A 19,220-nucleotide genomic window follows, 5' to 3' on the forward strand; every position below is an offset into this window, starting at 1 on the left:
TGAGCGGGGCGGGGACGGGACGGCGCCGGCCGGCCGCGCGACGTGGCGCGCGCCGCAACCGACGCGCCCGGGCGGACGCGAGCCTCAGCCCGTCACATCGTCTCGTCGGGCACGAACACGTAGCCCACGCCCCAGACGGTCTGGATGAAGCGCGGCTGGGCCGGGTCCTCTTCCAGCAGCTTGCGCAGGCGCGAGACCTGCACGTCCAGGCTGCGGTCGAAGGGTTCGAACTCCCGGCCGCGCGCCAGCATCGCCAGCTTGTCGCGAGACAGCGGCTGACGCGGATGGCGGACCAGCGCCTTGAGCATCGAGAACTCGCCGGTGGTCAGCGGCACGGCCTCGCCGTTCTTGGCCAGGCGGCGCAGCGCGAGGTCGAACTCGAACGGGCCGAACTGCACCGTCATCGGTTCCTTGGACGGCGCGCCCGGCGCTTCCGGCGGCGGGCGGCGTCGCAGCACCGCGTTGATGCGGGCCAGCAGCTCGCGGGGATTGAATGGCTTGGCCAGGTAATCGTCGGCGCCGACCTCCAGGCCGACGATGCGGTCCACCTCCTCGACCTTGGCCGTCAGCATGATGATGGGCGTGCTGTCTCCGGCGGCGCGCAGGCGGCGGCAGATCGACAGGCCGTCCTCGCCGGGCAGCATCAGGTCGAGCACGATCAGGTCGACGGTTTCGCGGGTCAGCTGCTTGTTCAGCGCCTTGCTGTCCTCGGCCAGCAGGACTTCGAAGCCCTCCTGCGAGAGATAGCGGCGCAGCAGGTCGCGGATGCGGGCATCGTCGTCCACGACCAGGATGCGGTTGGGGCGGGTTGTGCTTTGCATGGCGGCCACTCCTGAATTTGTAACAGCGGCACTGTAAGGGCAGTTTTCGGCCCTGTTTGCGGGATGCAGCAGTCCTTACGGGTTAGTTACATCTTATGTAACAGCAGCTGTCCGCTACATGACCTTGCTAGGTTGTTATGCTGGTTACCCCCTAGGACACCCGTAGGAACCCGAATGATCCGAACCTCCAAGACGCTCTCCCGCAACCGCCTGATCGCCCCGTGGGCGGCGCTGGCGATCGGTGCCGCGGCGCTGGCGCCGGCTGTTTCGCGTGCCGAACCGGCGCGTACCGACGTGCTCAACCTGAGCGCCTCCGCCACGACGGAAGTGGCGCGTGACCTGCTCCAACTGCGCTTCTCCACCACCCGCGAGGGCAAGGAAGCCGCGGCGGTGCAGAACGAACTGAAGCAGGCGCTGGACGCCGCGCTGACCGAGGCCCGCAAGGTCGCCAAGCCGGGGCAGGTCGACGTGCAGGCCGGCAACCTGTCGGTTTATCCGCGCTACGGCCAGACCAAGCCGGGCTCCGGCGGCAGCCCGCAGATCACCGGCTGGCAAGGCAGTGTCGAGTTGATGGTGCAGGGCCGCGACATGGACGCGATCTCGCGCCTGAGCGGCCGGATCCAGAGCCTGTCCATCGCCGGCGTCAGCTACGGCCTGTCGCGCGAGGCGCGCGAGAAGGTCGAAGCCGAGATCGTCGCCCAGGCGATCGCCAGCTACAAGGCCAAGGCCGGCGCCTATGCGCAGCAGTTCGGCTACACGGGCTTCCGCATCGGCGAGGTCAGCGTGAACGCCGACCAGCCGCAGGTCGTGATGATGGCCGCCGCGCCGCGCTTCAAGGCGATGTCCGCCTCCGCCGACGAGGCGCTGCCGGTCGAGTCCGGCAAGGCGACGGTGACGGTGAACGTGAACGGCAACGTCGTGATGACGCGCTGATCCCTCCTCGGCTCCGATCCATGCGAAACGCCCGGCGGTGCCGGGCGTTTTCGTTGGCGCGGGAGTGACCGAGGGCCTGGCCCGGACAGCCCCCTCCCGCGGCCGGGCGCTTACTGCGCCGTCCAGCCGCCGTCCATCGCCCAGGCCTGGCCGCGCACGTTGATGGCGGCGTCCGAGCACAGGAACACGGCCAGCGCGCCCAGTTCCTCCGGCGTCGTGAACTGCAGCGACGGCTGCTTTTCCGCCAGCAGTTGACGCTTGGCTTCGGCGGGGTCGAGTTTTTCCTTCTCGGCCCGGGTGTCGATCTGCTTCTGCACCAGCGGCGTCAGCACCCAGCCCGGGCAGATCGCGTTGACGGTGACCGGCAGCGTGGCGGTCTCCAGCGCGGCGGCCTTGGTCAGGCCGAGCAGCCCGTGCTTGGCCGCCACGTAGGCCGATTTGCCGGCCGACGCCACCAGGCCGTGCGTGGACGCGATGTTGATGACGCGGCCCCAGCCGCGCTGCTTCATGCCGGGCAGCGCCAGCCGCATCGTGTGGAAGGCGGAGCTGAGGTTGATCGCGATGATCGCGTCCCAGCGATCGGGCGGGAACTCGTCGACGTTGGCGACAAACTGGATGCCGGCGTTGTTGACGAGAATGTCGCAGCCGCCGAACTCCTGGTCGATGTACTGCATCATGGCCGCGATCTCGTCGGGCTTGCTCATGTCGGCGCCGTGATAGCCGACCTTGACGCCCAGGGCTTCCACCTCGGCCTTGGGGCCTTCGTGATCGCCGAAGCCGTTGAGCACGATGTTCGCGCCCTGCTTGGCGAGGGTCAGGGCGATCCCCAGTCCGATGCCGCTGGTGGAGCCGGTCACCAGCGCCGTCTTGTTCTTCAACATGCCAGGTCCTCTTCAGGGTTGTTAGGATGGATGCAAAGGATACGAGCGATGTCTGAACCCTTGTTGAAAAAAGTCCAGGCGCTGAGCCCTTGCGGGCTGCACCGGGTGGCGTATTGGGAGTGGGGGCAAGCCGACAACCCGCGGGTGCTGGTGTGCGTCCACGGCCTGTCGCGCCAGGGCCGCGATTTCGACGTGCTGGCGCAGCGCCTGAGCGATCGCTTCCGGGTGATCTGTCCGGACATCGTCGGCCGGGGCGAGTCGGAATGGCTGGGCGATCCGCGCAACTACCAGTTGCCGCAGTACGTGTCGGACATGGTCACGCTGCTGGCCCGGCTGGGCGTGGGGCAGGTGGATTGGCTGGGCACGTCCATGGGCGGCCTGATCGGCCTGGCGCTGGCGGCGATGCCGGCCAGCCCGATCAAGCGGCTGATCCTGAACGACGTGGGCCCGACGATCGAGTTCGCGGCGCTGCAGCGCATCGCGAGCTACCTCGGCCGCGCGCCGCAGTTCGAGACCTGTCAGCAGGGCGCGGACTATCTGCGCGGCATCTCGGAGGGTTTCGGCCCGCACACCGACGAGCAGTGGCTCGCGTTGTCGCGCGCGATGTTCAAGCCCGACGGCGACCGCTGCCGGCTGCATTACGACCCACGCATCGGCCAGGGCCTGGCCGGCCTGACGCCGGAACTGGCCAAGGCCGGCGAGGCGCAGCTCTGGGCGGCATACGACGCGGTCCGCTGTCCGACCCTGCTGCTGCGCGGCGGCGATTCGGACCTGCTGACCCGGCCCACCGCCGAACTCATGACGCAGCGTGGGCCGCGCGCCGAGCTGCATGAGTTCCCTGGCGTCGGGCATGCCCCGACGCTGGTGCAGGAGAACCAGCTCCAGGTGGTCGAGCGATTCCTCGACCGGGGATGACGTCCGGCCCGCCGCGATCGCGATGAGGACGATCGGGGCAGCCGGACACAGGTGAGAGAAGTATGAAGACCGAATTGGGCTTGCGCGCCGATCAGGCCGCACCCATCGTGGCCCTGCTCGACGGGGACCTGCCCAGCCGATTGCCGGCGGCCCAGCCCCGGCCCGAGGACAAGGCGGACCCGATCCGCCGCGCCCGCGCGTTCGCCGAGCCGCTGCTGGCCGACCATCTGCTGGGCACCGGCGAGCCGGCGCTGGCGCATGCCGACGGCGTCGCCGCGATCCTGGCCGGCGTGGGCGCGGCGCCGTCCATGCAGGCCGCGTCCTACCTCGTGTATGCCGGCGACTATCTGAACAAGCCGGAGGAGATCGTCGCCAAGGCCTTCGGCGAGAGCGACGCGAGCCTGGTCAGCCACACGCGCCGTCTGGTGCAGATCCAGCGCGCCGCGCGCGAGGCCAAGGTTCAGGAGCAACGCCAGCAGGAGCAGACCGAGCTGGTGCGCAAGATGCTGCTGGCGTTCTCCCGCGACCTGCGGGTGGTGTTGCTGCGGCTGGCGTCGCGGCTGCAGACGCTGCGCTGGTTCGCGTCCAGCAAGACGGCGTGCCCGCGCGAGCTCGCGGCCGAGTCGCTGCAGGTCTTCGCGCCGCTGGCCAACCGGCTGGGCATCTGGCAGATCAAGTGGGAGCTGGAGGACCTGGCCTTCCGCTTCCTGGAGCCGGAGCAGTATCACGACCTCGCCCGCGCGCTGCACGAGAAGCGCGTCGAGCGCGAGCAGTCGGTCGAGTCGGTCCGGGTGACCGTCGAGCGCGAACTGCGCGGCCAAGGCATCCCGGCGCAAGTGCAGGGGCGGCCCAAGCACCTCTACAGCATCTGGAAAAAGATGCGCGGCAAGGGGCTGACGCTGGAACGCGTCTTCGACCTGCGCGCGCTGCGCGTCGTGGTGCCGGAGGTAGCGGACTGCTATGCGGTGCTTGCGCGGCTGCACGAGCTCTACCAGACCGTCGACGGCGAGTTCGACGACTACATCGCCCGACCCAAGCCCAACGGCTACCAGTCGCTGCACACGGTGGTGATCGCCGGCGACGGTCGGCCGGTGGAAGTCCAGATCCGCACCCGCGCGATGCACGAGCACGCGGAGCACGGCGTCGCCGCGCACTGGGCCTACAAGGAAGCGGGGACCAAGGGCTACGCCGGCGTCAACGCGGCGGGTGAGTTCGAGGAGCAGGTCGCGCAGGCCCGCAAGGCCGTGCTGCGCCAGTTGCTGGCCTGGGAGCGGGACTACATCAGCGAGACCGGTCCGGCCTTCGACGACCGCATCTACGTCTTCACGCCGCAGGCCAATGTGATCGAGCTGTGCGCCGACGCGACCGCGATCGACTTCGCCTACGCGCTGCACACGGACCTGGGCCATCGCTGCCGCGGCGCGAAGGTCGACGGCCAGATGGTGCCGCTGAACACGCCGCTCAAGAGCGGCCAGACGGTGGAGATCATCGCGTTGAAGGAGGGGGGGCCGTCGCTGGACTGGCTCAATCCCGAGCTCGGTTATCTGCAGAGCCAGCGCAGCCGCGCCAAAGTGCGAGCCTGGTTCAACGCGCAGGTGCAGTCGCAGACGATCGCCAAGGGCCGCGAGCTGGTCGAGAAGCAGTTGCAGCGCGAGGGCAAGACGGCGGTCAAGCTGGAAGACCTCGCGGCGCGGCTCGGCTTCAAGAGCGCGGACGCGTTGTTCGAGGTGGTCGGCAAGGACGAGTACTCGCTGCGCAACATCGAGACCCTGCTGCGACCGCCGGCGCCGGAGGCGGACGAGGAAGAGCTGCTGGTCCAGCGGCACGTCAAGGGCACGGTCGAGGAGGGGCGCACGCCCAAGGGCGGGGTGCTGGTGGTCGGCGTCGATTCGCTGCTGACGAGTCTGGCGCGCTGCTGCCGGCCGGCGCCGCCGGATTCGATCGTCGGTTACGTGACGCGCGGCAAGGGCGTGGCGATCCATCGCTCCGACTGCGCCAACCTGCGGCAGATGGCGCAGACCTCGCCGGAGCGGCTGATCACCGTCGACTGGGGCGAGCCCGCGGCGGACCGCGCCGGCAAGGCGGCGCAGTATCCGGTCGACCTGGTCGTGGAGGCCGCGGACCGGCCGGGGCTGTTGCGCGACGTGCTGGAGCTGTTCGCAAAGGACAAGCTCCATGTGCTGTCGGTGAATCAGCAGAGCGGCAAGGGCAAGCCGGCGCGCAATGATCTGTCGCGGATGAACTTCACCGTCGAAGTCAGCGACGCGCAGCGCCTCCAGCAGACGCTGGTGGCCCTGTCGCAGCTGAACGGCGTGCGCAGCGCGCGGCGCCGTTGATGCGCGTCGTGCGTTTATCGCTCGTTTTCTTGCCGGTTCATCGATAAGCCGCGGAATCCGGTCTATACTGCGAGGCTCTTCAGGCGCGTAGCTCAGTTGGTTAGAGCACCACCTTGACATGGTGGGGGTCGTTGGTTCGAATCCAATCGCGCCTACCAGAACTGGTAGGCAAGTCCTTCGGGACACCTCAACGGATCGCCCGCTTCACACCGGGCGATTTGTTTTACGGACCAGCGAATTGACCACCGCTGGCCGAGTATTTCAGGCGCGTAGCTCAGTTGGTTAGAGCACCACCTTGACATGGTGGGGGTCGTTGGTTCGAATCCAATCGCGCCTACCAAATGCGGTAGGAAAAGGCCTTGAGCGAAAGCTCAGGGCCTTTTGCATTTCCGGCATCCGACTGGCGCACGCCTATGATCGGCGCCCATGTCCGAGACCGAGTCCTTCCCCCGTCCTCGTCGCCGCAAGGGCAGCGGCGCCGTTACGCTGCGGGACGTCGCGCAATTGGCGGGCGTGGCCCCGATCACCGCGTCCCGGGCGCTCAACACGCCGTCGCAGGTTTCGCAGGATGTGCTGGAGCGCGTCACCGAGGCCGTGCGCAAGACCGGCTACGTCCCCAACCTGCTGGCCGGCGCGTTGTCGTCGATGAAGAGCCGCATGGTGGGTGTCGCGGTCCCGACGATCGCCGGCCCCGTCTTTCTCGACACCGTCCAGAGCCTCACCGAGGCGCTGTTCGAAGCCGGTTACCAGGTGCTGCTCGGCCAGACCGGGTACGACAACGCCCGCGAGGACGCCTGGCTGGACGCGATGATCGGTCGACGCCCCGACGGCCTGGTGCTGACCGGCACCAGCCACTCCGAGCAGACGCGCACGCGCCTGCGCGCGTCCGGCGTGCCGGTGGTCGAGACCTGGGATCAGAGCGACGACCCCATCGACATGCTGGTCGGCTTCTCGCACGTGGAGGTGGGCCGTGCGGTGGCGAGCTACCTGCACGGGCGCGGCCATCGCCACCTGGGCGGTGTCTCCGGCAGTGACGAGCGCGCGCTGCGTCGCTTCCATGCGTTCCAGGAGCAAGCGAGGGCGCTCGGCATCGCCGAGGTGCCGGTCGCCGCGGTCGCCACGCCGACGACGCTCGGCAGCGGTCGCCGAGGGCTGGCTGATCTGCTGGATCGGCCCGGCGGGGTCGACGCGGTGTTCTGCAGTTCGGACTCGCTGGCGCTGGGCGTCATGATCGAGGCGCAGGCGCGTGGCCTGCGCGTGCCGCAGGACCTGGCCATCGTCGGTTTCGGAGACCTCGCCCTGGCGCGCGATCTGGAGCCGGCGCTGACGACGATCCGCATCGACGGTTTCGCGATCGGTCAGCAGGCGGCGCGCTTCATCCTCGATCGCGCGGATGGGCCTGTGGAGCGCCGTGCCATCGACATCGGCTTCGAGCTGGTCCAGCGCGCCAGCGCCTGAGTGAAATCCCTCATCGCGGCATCTTGACGCTTGGGGAGGTACCGTTACCATCGGCTCCATCACAATGATGGTATCGGTACCAGTCCGCTATTGGACCGGGCCAGCATGCCCTCACGGACGGAGACCAGCGAGATGAAAACGGTGTTGCGGGCGGCGGCCCTGGCCTTGACCGCGGTGGCGGCGACTTCTGCCGAAGCGGCGGACAACTGGCCGAGCCAGCCGGTCAAGGTGATCGTGCCGTTCGCGCCGGGCGGCACGTCCGACGTGCTGGCGCGCGAGATCGCGGCGCGGCTGCAGGTCTCGCTGAAGCAGACCATCGTGGTCGACAACAAGGCCGGCGCGGGCGGCGTGCTGGGCGCGGACAACGTCGCCAAGGCGGCGCCGGACGGCTACACGGTGCTGCTGGGCACGATCGCCACGCATGCGATCAATCCGGCGCTGTTGCCCAAGATGCCCTACAACGCCGCCAAGGACTTCGCGCCGGTGATCCTGCTGGGCAAGATCTCCAACGTGCTGCTGGTCGGGCCGGGGTCCTCCGCCAAGACGGTGAAGGACATCATCGCGCAGGCCAAGGCCAAACCGGGCGACCTGACCTTCGCGTCGGCGGGGCAGGGCACGTCGCAGCATCTCTCGGGGGAGGTGTTCCGTTTGCTGACGGGGGCCGATCTGACCCACGTCCCGTACAAGGGCAGCGCGCCGGCGATCCAGGACGTGATGGGCGGACAGGTGCCGATGAGTTTCGAGACCGTGACCGTGGCGTTGCCGCAGATCAAGGGCGGCAAGGTGAGGGCCCTGGCGGTGACGTCCGCCAAGCGCAGCGCGCAGCTGCCGGACGTGCCGACGCTGGCGGAGTCCGGCGTGCCGGGCTTCGACGTGTCGAGCTGGCAGGCGTTCTACATGCCCGCGGGCACGCCGCCGGCGATCGTCGCGAAGTTCAACGCCGAAGTGCAGAAGATCGTCGCGACCCCCGAGGTGAAGGCCAAGATGGAGACGCTGGGGCTGGAGTACACGCCCAACTCGCCGCAGCAGTTCGCCGAGTTCCAGAGGGCCGAGCAGGCCCGGTGGGCGAAGGTGATCAAGGATGGCAACGTCAAGCCGGACTGACCGCCGTCCGCACCCCGCACAGCAAGGGAAATCACCCGGCGGGCCGCTTGCCGATGGCCTCCTAGAATGGGTTTCAGATCCCAGAGGAGACAGCATGGTGACGGCCCGACGAGGCAAGACCGCCCCCGGCAGCGAGGATCCCTCGTCGCCCAAGGGCCTGCGGGTGCTCAAGAAGTACCCGAACCGTCGGCTCTACGACACCCAGACCAGCAGCTACATCACCTTGGCGGACGTCAAGAAGATGGTGCTGGAAGGGGCGGAGTTCGAGGTTCGTGATGCCAAGTCCGGCGACGAGCTGACGCGCTCGATCCTGCTGCAGATCATCCTGGAGGAGGAGATGGGCGGGATGCCCATGTTCTCGACGCCGCTGCTGTCGCAGATCATCCGCTTCTACGGCCATGCGATGCAGGGCCTGATGGGCGCCTACCTCGAGAAGAACCTGCAGGCCTTCACCGAAATGCAGGCACGCTTCGCCGAGCAGAGCAAGGGCGGCAGCTTCAATCCGGAGCTGTGGTCCCAGTTCATGAGCGGACAAGCGCCGATGATGCAGGGGCTGATGGGCAACTACCTGGAGCAGTCCAAGAACCTGTTCCTGCAGATGCAGGAACAGTTCCAGAACGCCGGCAACATCTTCCCCGGCGTGCCGGGGTTTCCGCCGCAGCCGCCGAAGAAGTGAAGCGGCGATAGCGCCACCGGCAGTGGTTGAGCGACGTTCGCGACGTCGGTTCAGAGACCGTGCCGCCGATGCCACTCGGCCAGCGATTCCTTCGGGTAGTGGTCGAAGCGCGGATCGTCCCGCTTGCCTTCGACGAGCACCCACGGCGCCTTCGAATCGAGCAACCCATGCACGTTCTGTGGCGGCACCGGCAGCGGTGTGTCTATCGCGCCCGCATGCGGATGAATGAGATCGGGCCAGTTGTCGTCGTACATCCAGAGCGCCGTGCCGCAGCGACCGCAGAAGTGGCGCTGGCCGGTGCTCTCCTTGCCGTCGATGATGGCGCGGTAAACCTTCAGGAAGCGCTTGCCCTTGTGCAACTTGAAGGTGCGGCGGTCGGCGCCGAGGTTGATCGCGTAGCCGCCCGTGCCGGCGGTCTTGCGGCAGATCGAGCAGTAGCAACGCATGAACGGGACCGGCTCGGTCGACTCGACACTGAACCGGACGCTGCCGCAGTGGCAGGCGCCTTCGAGGTGCATGGGGTGGTACTCCTTCTCGTCACGGGCGGCAATGCGCGTGCCGCGGTGGCGCGCCGACATGCCGGAATTCGCCGAAATGCGCTCGCCGCTTAAAATCGCTGGATGAGCGATACCTCCGTCCTGAGCCCGTCCCAGCCTGTCACGCCCGGCGCGGCTCCCAAAATCGGCTTTGTCTCCCTGGGCTGCCCCAAGGCGCTCACCGATTCCGAACTGATCCTTACCCAACTGCGGGCCGAGGGTTACGAAACCTCCAAGACCTTCGCCGGGGCCGACCTGGTGATCGTGAACACCTGCGGCTTCATCGACGACGCCGTCAAGGAAAGCCTGGACACCATCGGCGAGGCGCTGGCCGAGAACGGCAAGGTCATCGTCACCGGTTGCCTCGGCGCCAAGGCCGGCGCGAGCACCGGCAACCTGGTCCGCGAGATCCATCCGAGCGTGCTCGCCGTCACCGGCCCGCATGCGACGCAGGAAGTGATGGACGCCGTCCACACGCACGTGCCCAAGCCGCACGACCCCTTCATCGACCTCGTGCCCGAGGCGCGTGGCGTCGCCGGCATCAAGCTGACGCCCAAGCACTACGCCTATCTGAAGATCAGCGAGGGTTGCAACCACCGCTGCAGCTTCTGCATCATCCCGAGCATGCGCGGCGACCTGGTCTCGCGCCCCATCGGCGACGTGCTGTCGGAGGCGAAGGCGCTGTTCGAATCCGGCGTCAAGGAACTGCTGGTCATCAGCCAGGACACCAGTGCCTATGGCGTCGACGTCAAGTACCGCACCGGCTTCTGGGACGGCAAGCCGGTCAAGACCCGCATGTTCGATCTGGTGGCGCAGCTCGGTGAAATCGCCAAGCCCTACGGCGCGTGGGTCCGCCTGCACTACGTCTACCCGTACCCGCACGTGGACGACGTGCTGCCGATGATGGCCGAGGGCCTGATCCTGCCGTACCTGGACATTCCGTTCCAGCACGCGCATCCGGATGTGCTCAAGCGCATGAAGCGTCCGGCCAACGGCGAGAAGAACCTCGACCGCATCCTGCGCTGGCGCGAGATCTGCCCGGAGCTGGTGATCCGGTCGACCTTCATCGCCGGTTTCCCCGGCGAGACCGAGGCCGAGTTCCAGTACCTGCTGGACTTCATGCGTGAAGCGCAGATCGACCGCGCCGGCTGCTTCGCCTACTCGCCGATCGACGGCGCGCCGGCGAATGCACTGGATGGCGCGCTGCCGGACGAGGTGCGCGAGGAGCGCCGTGCGCGTTTCATGAAGGTGGCCGAGGAGGTCTCGATCGCGAAGCTGCAGCGCCGCGTCGGCGCGACGATGCAGGTGCTGGTCGACTCCGCGCCCGCGCTGGGCCGCAAGGGGGGTGTCGGTCGGTCCTACGCCGACGCGCCCGAGATCGACGGCACCGTTCGCCTGCTGCCGCCGGAGAAGCTCAGCAAGCAGCTGCGCGTCGGGGAGTTCACCCGCGCCCGCGTCGTCGCGGTCGAGGGGCACGATCTGATCGCGATGCCGATCTGATCCCGGTCAGGGGGGGCGAGCCGTCTGTCGGTGCGCCGACCATCACCCAGTTGTTCTCGGGCGCGAGGTCGAGCAGAGATGCGCCCGGTCCTGGTCGCCCGGGGCCCACGGCGCGGCGCGATGGAAGCAGTCCCCATCGCCGGAGATCGGCTGTCGTGGCGAGCTGGGGAAGGGGCGGTCTCCATCGGGGCTCCAGTGCGAGGGTCGAGGCTGGTGGCATCGCGTGAACGCGATGTGGACGGTATGTTTCGGTGGCGTGGGCAAAATGGAGGATTCGTTTCCCCAGCGAAGGTGATCCCTTGTCCAAGCCCGGCCCGTCTACAGCATTGATTCATCACCCCTTTCGCGCGCCTGACGGCTGGGATGCGGTGCCGGTCCCGGTGCACAAGGCGTCCACGGTGCTGTTCAAGAACACTGCCGAGCTGCATCAGCCACGCCTGGGCGACGGCATCAGCTATCGCTACGGCCTGCCGGGCACGCCGACGACCTACACCCTGGCGGCGCGCATCGCGACGCTGGAGCACGCCGAGCATTGCGTGCTCACGCCCAGCGGCCTCTCCGCGATCACGCTGACCAGCTTGGCGTTCCTGGTGCCTGGCGACGAGGTGCTGCTCCCCGACAACGTCTACGGCCAGAACCGCCACCTCACCACCGGCCTGCTCAGCCGGTTGGGCATCACGCATCGCTTCTACGATCCGCTCGACGTGCCGGCCTTCGAGGCCATGCTGTCCGAGCGCACGAAGCTGGTCTGGCTGGAAGCCGCCGGTTCGATCACGCTGGAGTTTCCCGATCTGATCGGCCTGTTGAAGGCTTGCCGCGCGCGCGGCGTGCTGAGCGCGCTCGACAACACCTGGGGCGCGGGGCTCGCGTTCAACGCGTTCGACATCGCGCCCGGTCACGAGCCCGGGCTCGGTGCCGACCTCTCGATGCAGGCGCTGACCAAGTACGCGTCGGGTGGCGCCGACGTGCTGATGGGGGCCGTCTGCACGCGCGATGCCGCGCTCAACCGGCAACTCGTGGCGATGCACGAGTACCTCGGCTACGGGCTCGGACAGAACGACGTCGAACTGGTCCTGCGCGGCCTGCCCAGCATCGCGTTGCGGTATCGGGCGCAGGACGCGGCGGCTCGCGATCTGGCGGCGTGGATGGCGGGGCGACCGGAGGTGGCTCGCGTGCTGCACCCGGCCTTGCCGGGGGCGCCGGGGCACGCGCACTGGGCGAGGGTGAGCCGGGGAGGCGCGGGCGCGCTGTTCTCGGCCGTGTTCAAGCCGGAGTTCGGCGCGCGCCGTGTCGATGCGTTCGTCGACGCGCTGGCCTGCTTCGGCATCGGCTACTCATGGGCGGGGCCGATGAGCCTGGCCGTGCCTTACGACCTGAGCCGCAGCCGCTCGCTGGGATTGCCGTGGACGCCGCAGGAGGGCGGCACGCTGGTGCGCTTCGCGATCGGCCTGGAGGACGTCGAGGACCTGCGCGCGGATCTGGCGCAGGCGCTGCAGGCCTTGACAGGGGATTGAAGGACCGAGGTCGCTCAGTCCTTCGACGGCGACGACACCGTGTGCCGCATCAGGCGGCCCTTCTCGCGTTCCCAGTCGCGTTTTTTCTCGGTCTCCCGCTTGTCGTGCTGCGCCTTGCCCTTGGCCAGCGCGATCTGCGCCTTGACCCGGCCGTTCTTGTAATGCAGGTCCAGCGGGATCAGCGTGAAGCCGCGCTGCTCGACCTTGCCGATCAGGCGCCGGATGTCGGCGCGGCTCATCAGCAGCTTCTTGGTCCGGTCGGCGAGCGGGTTCACGTGCGTCGACGCGGTGCGCAGCGGATTGATGCGGCAGCCGATCAGGAACAGCTCGCCCTCGCGGATGACGACGTAGCCGTCCGGCAACTGGACCTGGCCGGCGCGGATCGCCTTGACCTCCCAGCCTTCGAGGACGATGCCGGCCTCGTACTGCTCCTCGATGTGGTACTCGAATCGGGCGCGGCGGTTTTCTGCGATGGACATGGGTGTGAGCTGTTCTGCGTGGGGCGCCGGCGGGGAGGGGGCGGCCCGGATGACGGCCGCGAGACCGTCAGATGGGGTCGAACGGGCCGCCTACAATCCCGCCATTCTAAGAAGCGCCATGAAGCAAGTCCGGAAGACAGTCCTCCTTTGGTACTCGCCGCGAGAGATGTACGACCTGGTGACCCAGGTTGAACGCTACCCCGAGTTCCTGCCCTGGTGCTCCGCCGCCGAGGTCCTGGAGCGCCACGATGACGGCATGACCGCCCGCCTGTCCCTGTCCTACGCGGGCCTGCGGCACGCCTTCACGACCCGCAACACCCACGAACCCGACCGGCGCGTGCGCATGCGCCTGGTCGACGGACCGTTCTCGCTGCTCGACGGCGACTGGCAGTTCCTGCCGCTGAACCGCCCCGGCACGCCGCCCGGGGAAGAGCCGCGGGCCTGCAAGATCGAGTTCGAGCTGCGCTATGCATTCTCCAGCTTCGCGCTGGAGGCGGTGGTGAGCCCGGTCTTCGACCGTATCGCCAACACCTTCGTCGACAGCTTCGTGAAGCGCGCCGAGCAGGTTCATGGACCCCGCTGAACCGGACCAGCCCATCGCTTCGGCTTCGGTATCGGCCGACACCGCCCTGGCCGTCGACATCGTCTGGAGCCCGCACCCCGGCGAGCTCCGCGAGCAGCGCCTCTCGCTCCCGTCGGGTAGCACCCTGGCGCGCGCGTTGGCGGACAGCGGGTGGTTCGAGGCGGCTCGGCTGCCCTCCTTGACCGCGGGCATCTGGGGCCGCGTCAAGCCGCTGGACACATTGCTGCGCGAAGGTGATCGGGTCGAGGTCTACCGCCCGCTGACCGTTGACCCGAAGGAGGCGCGACGCCAGCGCTATCGGGCCACCGGCCGGCGCATCGTGACGCGGCACCGGCCGCTGGGGCGCAAGGCCTGACGCCCAGGGCCTGACGCGCAGGGCCCGAAGTCCGGGTTCAGTTGCAGTTGCTCGACACGACCGACTGCATCTGCCGCACCTGCTCCTGGCGCATCGCTTCGGTCATCGGCTGGGATTCGCCGCTCTCGGTGCCCGAGCGCAGGCGCACACCCGACTCCAGCACCCGCAGGCGGTTCTGCGCCTGACGGCAGTTCTCGGCCTTGGCCTCGTTGCGGGCCTTGTCCTCGGCGGCCTTGCGCTCGCGGTCGACCTTGTCGCGCGACGACACCTCGCTGGCCGCGCGCGCTGGCGCCGATGCGGCCGAGGCCGCCGCGGAAGCGCCCGCGGCGGCGGGCATCGCGATCGCGCGCTGCGTGTTCGACGGGCGCGACAGGATGTCCTTGTCCGCGATGCCGGGCGGGGGCGGTCGATCGCTGTATTGCACGCGCCCATCGGCATCGCGCCACTTCCATTGCGCGTGGGCGGCGGGCGCCAGCGCCAGCAGCGCCATGGCGCACAGCACACCCAGCGGGCGTCGCGAAAGTCGTTGAATCATCATGGCGTCGTTCGGCCCTTGGAGGATCGCGGCGAGACGGCCGCCGCGAGAGGCTTCGGAAGAAGCTTCGGAAAACTTTGCGGCATTCCATGGGGGAATTGCCGCCGTCGGCGAGTGTAGCGCCGGGGCCTCTCTATAATGCGCCTTTGCGTCTGGAGCTTCCCACATGCGCCTACTCGGAAAAGCGCTCACCTTCGACGATGTGTTGCTGGTGCCGGCGTTCTCCCAGGTGTTGCCGCGCGACACCAGCCTCGCCACCCAATTCACGCGTGGCATCCGCCTGAACCTTCCCCTCGTGTCCGCCGCGATGGACACCGTGACCGAAGCGCGACTGGCCATCGCCATCGCGCAAGAGGGCGGCATCGGCATCGTTCACAAGAACCTCACGCCGCAGCAGCAGGCGGCGGAAGTGGCCCGCGTCAAGCGGTACGAGTCCGGCGTGCTCCGCGACCCGATCACGATCACGCCGGAAACGACCGTCCGCCAGGTCAAGCAGCTCAGCGAGCACCACGGCATTTCGGGTTTTCCGGTGCTGGTGGGATCGAGGGTCGTCGGCATCGTCACCGGCCGCGACCTGCGCTTCGAGACCCGCATGGACGTGCCGGTCTCGGAGATCATGACCCCGGCCGAACGCCTGATCACCGTGCCCGAGGGCGCCTCGCTGAACGAGGCCAAGGCGCTGATGCACAAGCACAAGCTGGAGCGCGTGCTGGTCATCAACGATGCCTTCGAGCTGCGCGGCCTGATGACCGTCAAGGACATCACCAAGCAGACCAACTTCCCGAACGCCGCCCGTGACGACCACGGCAAGCTGCGCGTCGGCGCCGCGGTCGGCGTGGGCGACGGTACCGAGGAGCGCGTCGAGCTCCTGGTCAAGGCGGGCGTGGACGCGATCGTCGTCGACACCGCCCACGGCCACAGCAGCGGCGTCATCGAGCGCGTGCGCTGGGTCAAGAAGAACTACCCCCACGTCGAGGTCATCGGCGGCAACATCGCCACCGGCGCCGCGGCGCTGGCGCTGGTGGAGGCCGGCGCGGACGCGGTCAAGGTCGGCATCGGCCCGGGCTCGATCTGCACGACCCGCATCGTCGCGGGCGTCGGCGTGCCGCAGATCGCCGCGATCGACTTCGTCGCCACCGCGCTCAAGGGCACCGGCGTGCCGGCGATCGCCGATGGTGGCATCCGCTATTCCGGTGACATCGCCAAGGCCATCGCCGCCGGCGCGAGCACGGTGATGATGGGCGGCATGTTCGCCGGCACCGAGGAAGCCCCGGGCGAGGTCATCCTGTACCAGGGCCGCAGCTACAAGAGCTACCGCGGCATGGGCTCGATCGGCGCGATGAAGGCCGGCTCGGCGGATCGCTACTTCCAGGAAAACGACGAGACGACCAACCCCAACGCGGACAAGCTGGTGCCCGAGGGCATCGAAGGCCGCGTGCCCTACAAGGGCTCGATGGTCGCGATCGTGCACCAGATGGCGGGCGGGCTGCGGGCCTCGATGGGCTACTGCGGCTGCGCGGGCATCGCGGACATGCACGACAAGGCCGAGTTCGTCGAGATCACCTCCGCCGGTATCCGGGAGAGCCACGTCCACGACGTGCAGATCACCAAGGAAGCGCCCAACTACCGTCTGGAGTGAGTCTCTTGTCCGACTCGGCGACCCCCGGCGACGGCCCCCTGGCCGTCGCCGCACCGAACGCGCATGGCGGCCGCAAGGCCGCCATGTCGTTCATCCTGATCGCGGTGCTGATCGACATGGTGTCGATCGGCCTGATCATTCCGGTGCTGCCCCCGCTGGTCGGGACCTTCACCGAGAACGAGACCCAGCACACGCTGGCGCAGCTGGCGGTGGCCTTCGCCTTCGGCATCGCCAACTTCTTCGGCTCGCCGATCCTGGGCGGGCTCTCCGACCGTTTCGGTCGCCGCAAGGTGATGCTGATCGGCTTCAGCGGCCTGGCGCTGAGCTTCTTCGTGACCGCGCTGGCGGAGGCGCTGTGGATGCTGGTGGTGGTGCGGCTGTTCTCCGGCGCCATGCAGGCCAACGCCGCGGTCGCCAATGCCTACGTCGCCGACATCACGCCGCCCGCCGACCGGGCCAAGCGATTCGGCCTGCTGGGTGCGGCCTTCGGGATGGGGTTCATCCTGGGCCCGATCATGGGTGGGCTGCTGGGCAGCATCGACCTGCACCTGCCGTTCTACGTCGCCGGTACGCTGGCGCTGCTGAACTGGCTGTACGGCTTCTTCGTGCTGCCGGAATCCCTCGCCCCCGAGCATCGCCGGCCCTTCGACTGGCGCAAGGCCAATCCGGTCGCGGCGCTCACCCGGCTGCGCAACCTGCAGGGCATCGGCCCGCTGATCTATGTGATCGCGTTGACGGGGCTGGCGCAACTGGTGATCCAGACCAGCTGGGTGCTGTACAACCAGCACAAATTCGGCTGGGGCCCGCGCGAGAACGGCCTGTCGCTGTTCGCCGTCGGCCTGATGGCGGTGCTGGTGCAGGGCATCCTGCTGCAGCCGTTGATGCGCTGGCTGGGCCCGCGCAAGCTGGTGCTGATCGGGCTGGGCACCTCGGTGATCACCAACCTGGTCTGGGGCGTGTCGACCGAGGGCTGGATGATGGTGGCGATCCTCGCGCTGAACATCGTCGGCTACGCCGCGCCGCCGGCGATGCAGAGCCTGATCTCCAACGCCGCCGACGCCCGCACGCAGGGTGAGACGATGGGCGCGGTCGCCGCGATCAACAGCCTGATGGCGGTCGTCGCGCCGATCTGCGGCCTGGGCCTGATGGCGCTGGTGGCCGAACTCCCGAAGACCGACTGGCGCCTGGGCGCGCCGTTCTATCTGTGCGCGCTGCTGCAACTGACCTCCCTCGTCTTCGCGTGGCGGCATTTCCATGCCAGCCCGCCGGCGGCGGCGGTCGCGGCCAAGGCATGAGCCAGCGCGCGCCCTCCGATATCGAATCCTCAAGCATCGCTACAAGCTGACCATGCACGACAAAGTCCTCATCCTCGACTTCGGCTCCCAAGTGACCCAGTTGATCGCGCGCCGCGTGCGCGAGGCGCAGGTCTATTGCGAGATCCATCCCAACGACGTCAGCGACGACTTCATCCGCGCCTTCGCGCCGAAGGCGATCATCCTGTCGGGCAGCCATGCGTCGACCTACGAGGACCACGAGCTGCGTGCGCCGCAGGCGGTGTGGGACCTGGGCGTGCCGGTGCTGGGCATCTGCTACGGCATGCAGACGATGGCGGTGCAGCTCGGTGGCAAGGTCGAGTGGAGCGACCACCGCGAGTTCGGCTATGCCGAGGTGCGCGCGCACGGCCACACCAAGCTGCTGGATGGCATCCAGGACTTCAGCACGCCCGACGGCCACGGCATGCTCAAAGTCTGGATGAGCCACGGCGACAAGGTCACCGCGCTGCCGCCCGGTTTCCAGCTGATGGCGTCGACGCCGAGCTGCCCGATCGCCGGCATGGCCAACGAGGAGAAGGGCTACTACGCCTTCCAGTTCCACCCCGAGGTTACGCACACGGTGCAAGGCGCCGCGGTGTTCAACCGCTTCGTGCGCGAGATCGCGGGCTGCAAGGGCGACTGGATCATGGGCGACTACATCGCCGAGGCGGTCACCAAGATCCGCGAGCAGGTCGGTGACGAGGAAGTCATCCTGGGCCTGTCCGGCGGCGTCGACTCGTCGGTGGCCGCGGCGCTGATCCACCGCGCGATCGGCGATCAACTGACCTGCGTGTTCGTCGATCACGGCCTGCTGCGCCTGAACGAGGGCGACATGGTCATGGAGATGTTCGCGGGCAAGCTGCAGGCGAAGGTCATCCGCGTCGACGCGAGTGAGCTGTTCCTCGGCCAACTGGCCGGCGTGACCGATCCGGAGCGCAAGCGCAAGATCATCGGCGGCCTGTTCGTCGACGTGTTCAAGGCGGAGGCGGAGAAGCTCAAGGCCAATGGCCAGGGCAACAAGGGCGCGACCTTCCTGGCGCAGGGCACCATCTACCCGGACGTGGTGGAGAGCGGCGGCACCAAGACCAAGAAGGCGACGACGATCAAGAGCCATCACAACGTGGGTGGGCTGCCGGAACAACTCGGCCTGAAGCTGCTGGAGCCGCTGCGCGAGCTGTTCAAGGACGAGGTGCGCGAGCTGGGCGTGGCGCTGGGCCTGCCGCCGGAGATGGTCTACCGCCATCCGTTCCCAGGACCGGGCCTGGGCGTGCGCATCCTCGGAGAGGTGAAGCAGTCGTATGCGGACCTGCTGCGCCGCGCCGATGCGATCTTCATCGAGGAACTGCGCAACACGCGCGACGAGGCGACGGGCAAGTCCTGGTACGAACTCACCAGCCAGGCCTTCGCGGTCTTCCTGCCGGTGAAGAGCGTTGGCGTGATGGGCGACGGCCGGACCTACGACTATGTCGTCGCGCTGCGCGCGGTGCAGACCAGCGACTTCATGACCGCCGATTGGGCGGAATTGCCGTACAGCCTGCTCAAGCGCTGCTCGGGTCGCATCATCAACGAGGTGCGCGGCATCAACCGCGTGACCTACGACGTGTCCAGCAAGCCGCCAGCGACGATCGAGTGGGAATGAGCG

General features: G+C 68.2%; 18 protein-coding genes and 2 tRNA genes. 15 read left to right on the forward strand and 5 right to left on the reverse strand.

Annotated elements, in window-relative coordinates:
• Positions 1 to 92: 92 nt before the first annotated feature.
• Positions 93 to 821, reverse strand: coding sequence for an osmolarity response regulator transcription factor OmpR (ompR, locus tag CDN99_RS10180; RefSeq protein WP_088384730.1), 729 nt, complete (start codon positions 819 to 821; stop codon positions 93 to 95).
• A 174-nt stretch (positions 822 to 995) separates the two neighbouring features.
• Here ompR and CDN99_RS10185 point away from each other — a divergent pair, with 174 nt between their 5' ends.
• Positions 996 to 1,754 (forward strand): SIMPL domain-containing protein, encoded by a 759-nt coding sequence (locus CDN99_RS10185; RefSeq protein ID WP_088384731.1) that lies wholly within the window; start codon positions 996 to 998, stop codon positions 1,752 to 1,754.
• A gap of 110 nt (positions 1,755 to 1,864) precedes the next feature.
• On the opposite strand, the gene CDN99_RS10190 is transcribed toward CDN99_RS10185, so the two are convergent.
• Positions 1,865 to 2,635, reverse strand: coding sequence for a 3-hydroxybutyrate dehydrogenase (locus CDN99_RS10190; protein ID WP_088384732.1), 771 nt, complete (start codon positions 2,633 to 2,635; stop codon positions 1,865 to 1,867).
• 48 nt (positions 2,636 to 2,683) lie between these two features.
• On the opposite strand from CDN99_RS10190, the gene CDN99_RS10195 reads away from it, so the two are divergent.
• The 7 genes from CDN99_RS10195 to phaR all read left to right on the forward strand — a co-directional run bounded on the left by CDN99_RS10195 (position 2,684) and on the right by phaR (position 9,124).
• Positions 2,684 to 3,550, forward strand: coding sequence for an alpha/beta fold hydrolase (locus CDN99_RS10195; RefSeq protein ID WP_088384733.1), 867 nt, complete (start codon positions 2,684 to 2,686; stop codon positions 3,548 to 3,550).
• Between the two features lie 62 nt (positions 3,551 to 3,612).
• Positions 3,613 to 5,886 carry a RelA/SpoT family protein gene (locus CDN99_RS10200; RefSeq protein WP_088384734.1) on the forward strand — a complete coding sequence of 758 codons (2,274 nt, stop codon included), beginning with the start codon at positions 3,613 to 3,615 and terminating at the stop codon, positions 5,884 to 5,886.
• Between the two features lie 81 nt (positions 5,887 to 5,967).
• Positions 5,968 to 6,044 (forward strand) — tRNA-Val (locus CDN99_RS10205).
• Positions 6,045 to 6,149: 105 nt separating this feature from the next.
• A tRNA-Val gene (locus tag CDN99_RS10210) sits at positions 6,150 to 6,226 on the forward strand.
• 86 nt (positions 6,227 to 6,312) lie between these two features.
• A complete protein-coding gene (locus CDN99_RS10215; protein WP_088384735.1) occupies positions 6,313 to 7,344 on the forward strand; it encodes a LacI family DNA-binding transcriptional regulator in 1,032 nt (343 codons plus the stop codon).
• 132 nt (positions 7,345 to 7,476) lie between these two features.
• Complete coding sequence (locus tag CDN99_RS10220; protein WP_088384736.1) at positions 7,477 to 8,448, forward strand: tripartite tricarboxylate transporter substrate binding protein; 972 nt, start codon at positions 7,477 to 7,479, stop codon at positions 8,446 to 8,448.
• A gap of 94 nt (positions 8,449 to 8,542) precedes the next feature.
• Complete coding sequence (phaR, locus tag CDN99_RS10225; RefSeq protein ID WP_088384737.1) at positions 8,543 to 9,124, forward strand: polyhydroxyalkanoate synthesis repressor PhaR; 582 nt, start codon at positions 8,543 to 8,545, stop codon at positions 9,122 to 9,124.
• 50 nt (positions 9,125 to 9,174) lie between these two features.
• Here the strand turns inward: phaR and CDN99_RS10230 are convergent, their stop codons facing one another.
• A complete protein-coding gene (locus CDN99_RS10230) occupies positions 9,175 to 9,642 on the reverse strand; it encodes a GFA family protein (RefSeq protein ID WP_088384852.1) in 468 nt (155 codons plus the stop codon).
• Between the two features lie 102 nt (positions 9,643 to 9,744).
• Between CDN99_RS10230 and rimO the strand changes: the two genes are divergently transcribed.
• Both rimO and CDN99_RS10240 read left to right on the forward strand, forming a co-directional pair.
• The gene (gene rimO / locus CDN99_RS10235) at positions 9,745 to 11,160 is read left to right on the forward strand and encodes a 30S ribosomal protein S12 methylthiotransferase RimO (RefSeq protein WP_088384738.1); all 1,416 of its coding nucleotides are present in this window, start codon (positions 9,745 to 9,747) and stop codon (positions 11,158 to 11,160) included.
• A 299-nt stretch (positions 11,161 to 11,459) separates the two neighbouring features.
• The gene (locus CDN99_RS10240; RefSeq protein WP_088384739.1) at positions 11,460 to 12,674 is read left to right on the forward strand and encodes a PLP-dependent transferase; all 1,215 of its coding nucleotides are present in this window, start codon (positions 11,460 to 11,462) and stop codon (positions 12,672 to 12,674) included.
• Positions 12,675 to 12,688: 14 nt separating this feature from the next.
• Here the strand turns inward: CDN99_RS10240 and smpB are convergent, their stop codons facing one another.
• Positions 12,689 to 13,153, reverse strand: a complete 465-nt coding sequence (gene smpB, locus CDN99_RS10245) for an SsrA-binding protein SmpB (RefSeq protein ID WP_088384740.1) — start codon at positions 13,151 to 13,153, stop codon at positions 12,689 to 12,691.
• A gap of 118 nt (positions 13,154 to 13,271) precedes the next feature.
• Here smpB and CDN99_RS10250 point away from each other — a divergent pair, with 118 nt between their 5' ends.
• Together CDN99_RS10250 and CDN99_RS10255 are read left to right on the forward strand one after the other, a co-directional pair.
• Positions 13,272 to 13,736: a type II toxin-antitoxin system RatA family toxin gene (locus CDN99_RS10250; protein ID WP_088384741.1), complete on the forward strand. Its 465-nt coding sequence runs from the start codon at positions 13,272 to 13,274 to the stop codon at positions 13,734 to 13,736.
• Positions 13,723 to 14,091: an RnfH family protein gene (locus CDN99_RS10255; protein WP_169727041.1), complete on the forward strand. Its 369-nt coding sequence runs from the start codon at positions 13,723 to 13,725 to the stop codon at positions 14,089 to 14,091. The genes CDN99_RS10250 and CDN99_RS10255 overlap by 14 nt, the downstream gene beginning before the upstream one ends.
• 37 nt (positions 14,092 to 14,128) lie before the next feature.
• Here the strand turns inward: CDN99_RS10255 and CDN99_RS10260 are convergent, their stop codons facing one another.
• Complete coding sequence (locus CDN99_RS10260) at positions 14,129 to 14,626, reverse strand: DUF4124 domain-containing protein (protein ID WP_158218810.1); 498 nt, start codon at positions 14,624 to 14,626, stop codon at positions 14,129 to 14,131.
• A gap of 166 nt (positions 14,627 to 14,792) precedes the next feature.
• Here CDN99_RS10260 and guaB point away from each other — a divergent pair, with 166 nt between their 5' ends.
• From guaB to guaA, 3 genes are read left to right on the forward strand one after another with little or no spacing between them, the layout of a single operon-like run.
• Positions 14,793 to 16,265 (forward strand): IMP dehydrogenase, encoded by a 1,473-nt coding sequence (guaB, locus tag CDN99_RS10265; RefSeq protein ID WP_088384743.1) that lies wholly within the window; start codon positions 14,793 to 14,795, stop codon positions 16,263 to 16,265.
• Positions 16,262 to 17,560, forward strand: a complete 1,299-nt coding sequence (locus CDN99_RS10270) for an MFS transporter (RefSeq protein WP_375134427.1) — start codon at positions 16,262 to 16,264, stop codon at positions 17,558 to 17,560. Before guaB ends, CDN99_RS10270 begins: the two co-directional genes overlap by 4 nt.
• Before the next feature lie 52 nt (positions 17,561 to 17,612).
• The gene (gene guaA, locus CDN99_RS10275; protein ID WP_088384744.1) at positions 17,613 to 19,217 is read left to right on the forward strand and encodes a glutamine-hydrolyzing GMP synthase; all 1,605 of its coding nucleotides are present in this window, start codon (positions 17,613 to 17,615) and stop codon (positions 19,215 to 19,217) included.
• The last annotated feature ends 3 nt before the right edge of the window (positions 19,218 to 19,220 follow it).

Origin of the sequence: Roseateles aquatilis (assembly GCF_002205645.1) — a bacterium.
GTDB lineage: Bacteria > Pseudomonadota > Gammaproteobacteria > Burkholderiales > Burkholderiaceae_C > Roseateles > Roseateles aquatilis.

What these genes read in the sequence shown, in the direction of transcription:
- CDN99_RS10215 (WP_088384735.1), top strand. Translation starts at nt 6,313, where the DNA reads ATGTCCGAGACCGAGTCCTTCCCCCGTCCTCGTCGCCGCAAGGGCAGC.
- CDN99_RS10185 (WP_088384731.1), top strand. Translation starts at nt 996, where the DNA reads ATGATCCGAACCTCCAAGACGCTCTCCCGCAACCGCCTGATCGCCCCG.
- CDN99_RS10230 (WP_088384852.1), bottom strand. Translation starts at nt 9,642, where the DNA reads ATGCACCTCGAAGGCGCCTGCCACTGCGGCAGCGTCCGGTTCAGTGTC.
- rimO (WP_088384738.1), top strand. Translation starts at nt 9,745, where the DNA reads ATGAGCGATACCTCCGTCCTGAGCCCGTCCCAGCCTGTCACGCCCGGC.
- CDN99_RS10255 (WP_169727041.1), top strand. Translation starts at nt 13,723, where the DNA reads ATGGACCCCGCTGAACCGGACCAGCCCATCGCTTCGGCTTCGGTATCG.
- CDN99_RS10190 (WP_088384732.1), bottom strand. Translation starts at nt 2,635, where the DNA reads ATGTTGAAGAACAAGACGGCGCTGGTGACCGGCTCCACCAGCGGCATC.
- guaB (WP_088384743.1), top strand. Translation starts at nt 14,793, where the DNA reads ATGCGCCTACTCGGAAAAGCGCTCACCTTCGACGATGTGTTGCTGGTG.
- CDN99_RS10195 (WP_088384733.1), top strand. Translation starts at nt 2,684, where the DNA reads ATGTCTGAACCCTTGTTGAAAAAAGTCCAGGCGCTGAGCCCTTGCGGG.
- CDN99_RS10200 (WP_088384734.1), top strand. Translation starts at nt 3,613, where the DNA reads ATGAAGACCGAATTGGGCTTGCGCGCCGATCAGGCCGCACCCATCGTG.
- ompR (WP_088384730.1), bottom strand. Translation starts at nt 821, where the DNA reads ATGCAAAGCACAACCCGCCCCAACCGCATCCTGGTCGTGGACGACGAT.
- guaA (WP_088384744.1), top strand. Translation starts at nt 17,613, where the DNA reads ATGCACGACAAAGTCCTCATCCTCGACTTCGGCTCCCAAGTGACCCAG.
- smpB (WP_088384740.1), bottom strand. Translation starts at nt 13,153, where the DNA reads ATGTCCATCGCAGAAAACCGCCGCGCCCGATTCGAGTACCACATCGAG.
- CDN99_RS10260 (WP_158218810.1), bottom strand. Translation starts at nt 14,626, where the DNA reads ATGATTCAACGACTTTCGCGACGCCCGCTGGGTGTGCTGTGCGCCATG.
- CDN99_RS10250 (WP_088384741.1), top strand. Translation starts at nt 13,272, where the DNA reads ATGAAGCAAGTCCGGAAGACAGTCCTCCTTTGGTACTCGCCGCGAGAG.
- CDN99_RS10220 (WP_088384736.1), top strand. Translation starts at nt 7,477, where the DNA reads ATGAAAACGGTGTTGCGGGCGGCGGCCCTGGCCTTGACCGCGGTGGCG.
- phaR (WP_088384737.1), top strand. Translation starts at nt 8,543, where the DNA reads ATGGTGACGGCCCGACGAGGCAAGACCGCCCCCGGCAGCGAGGATCCC.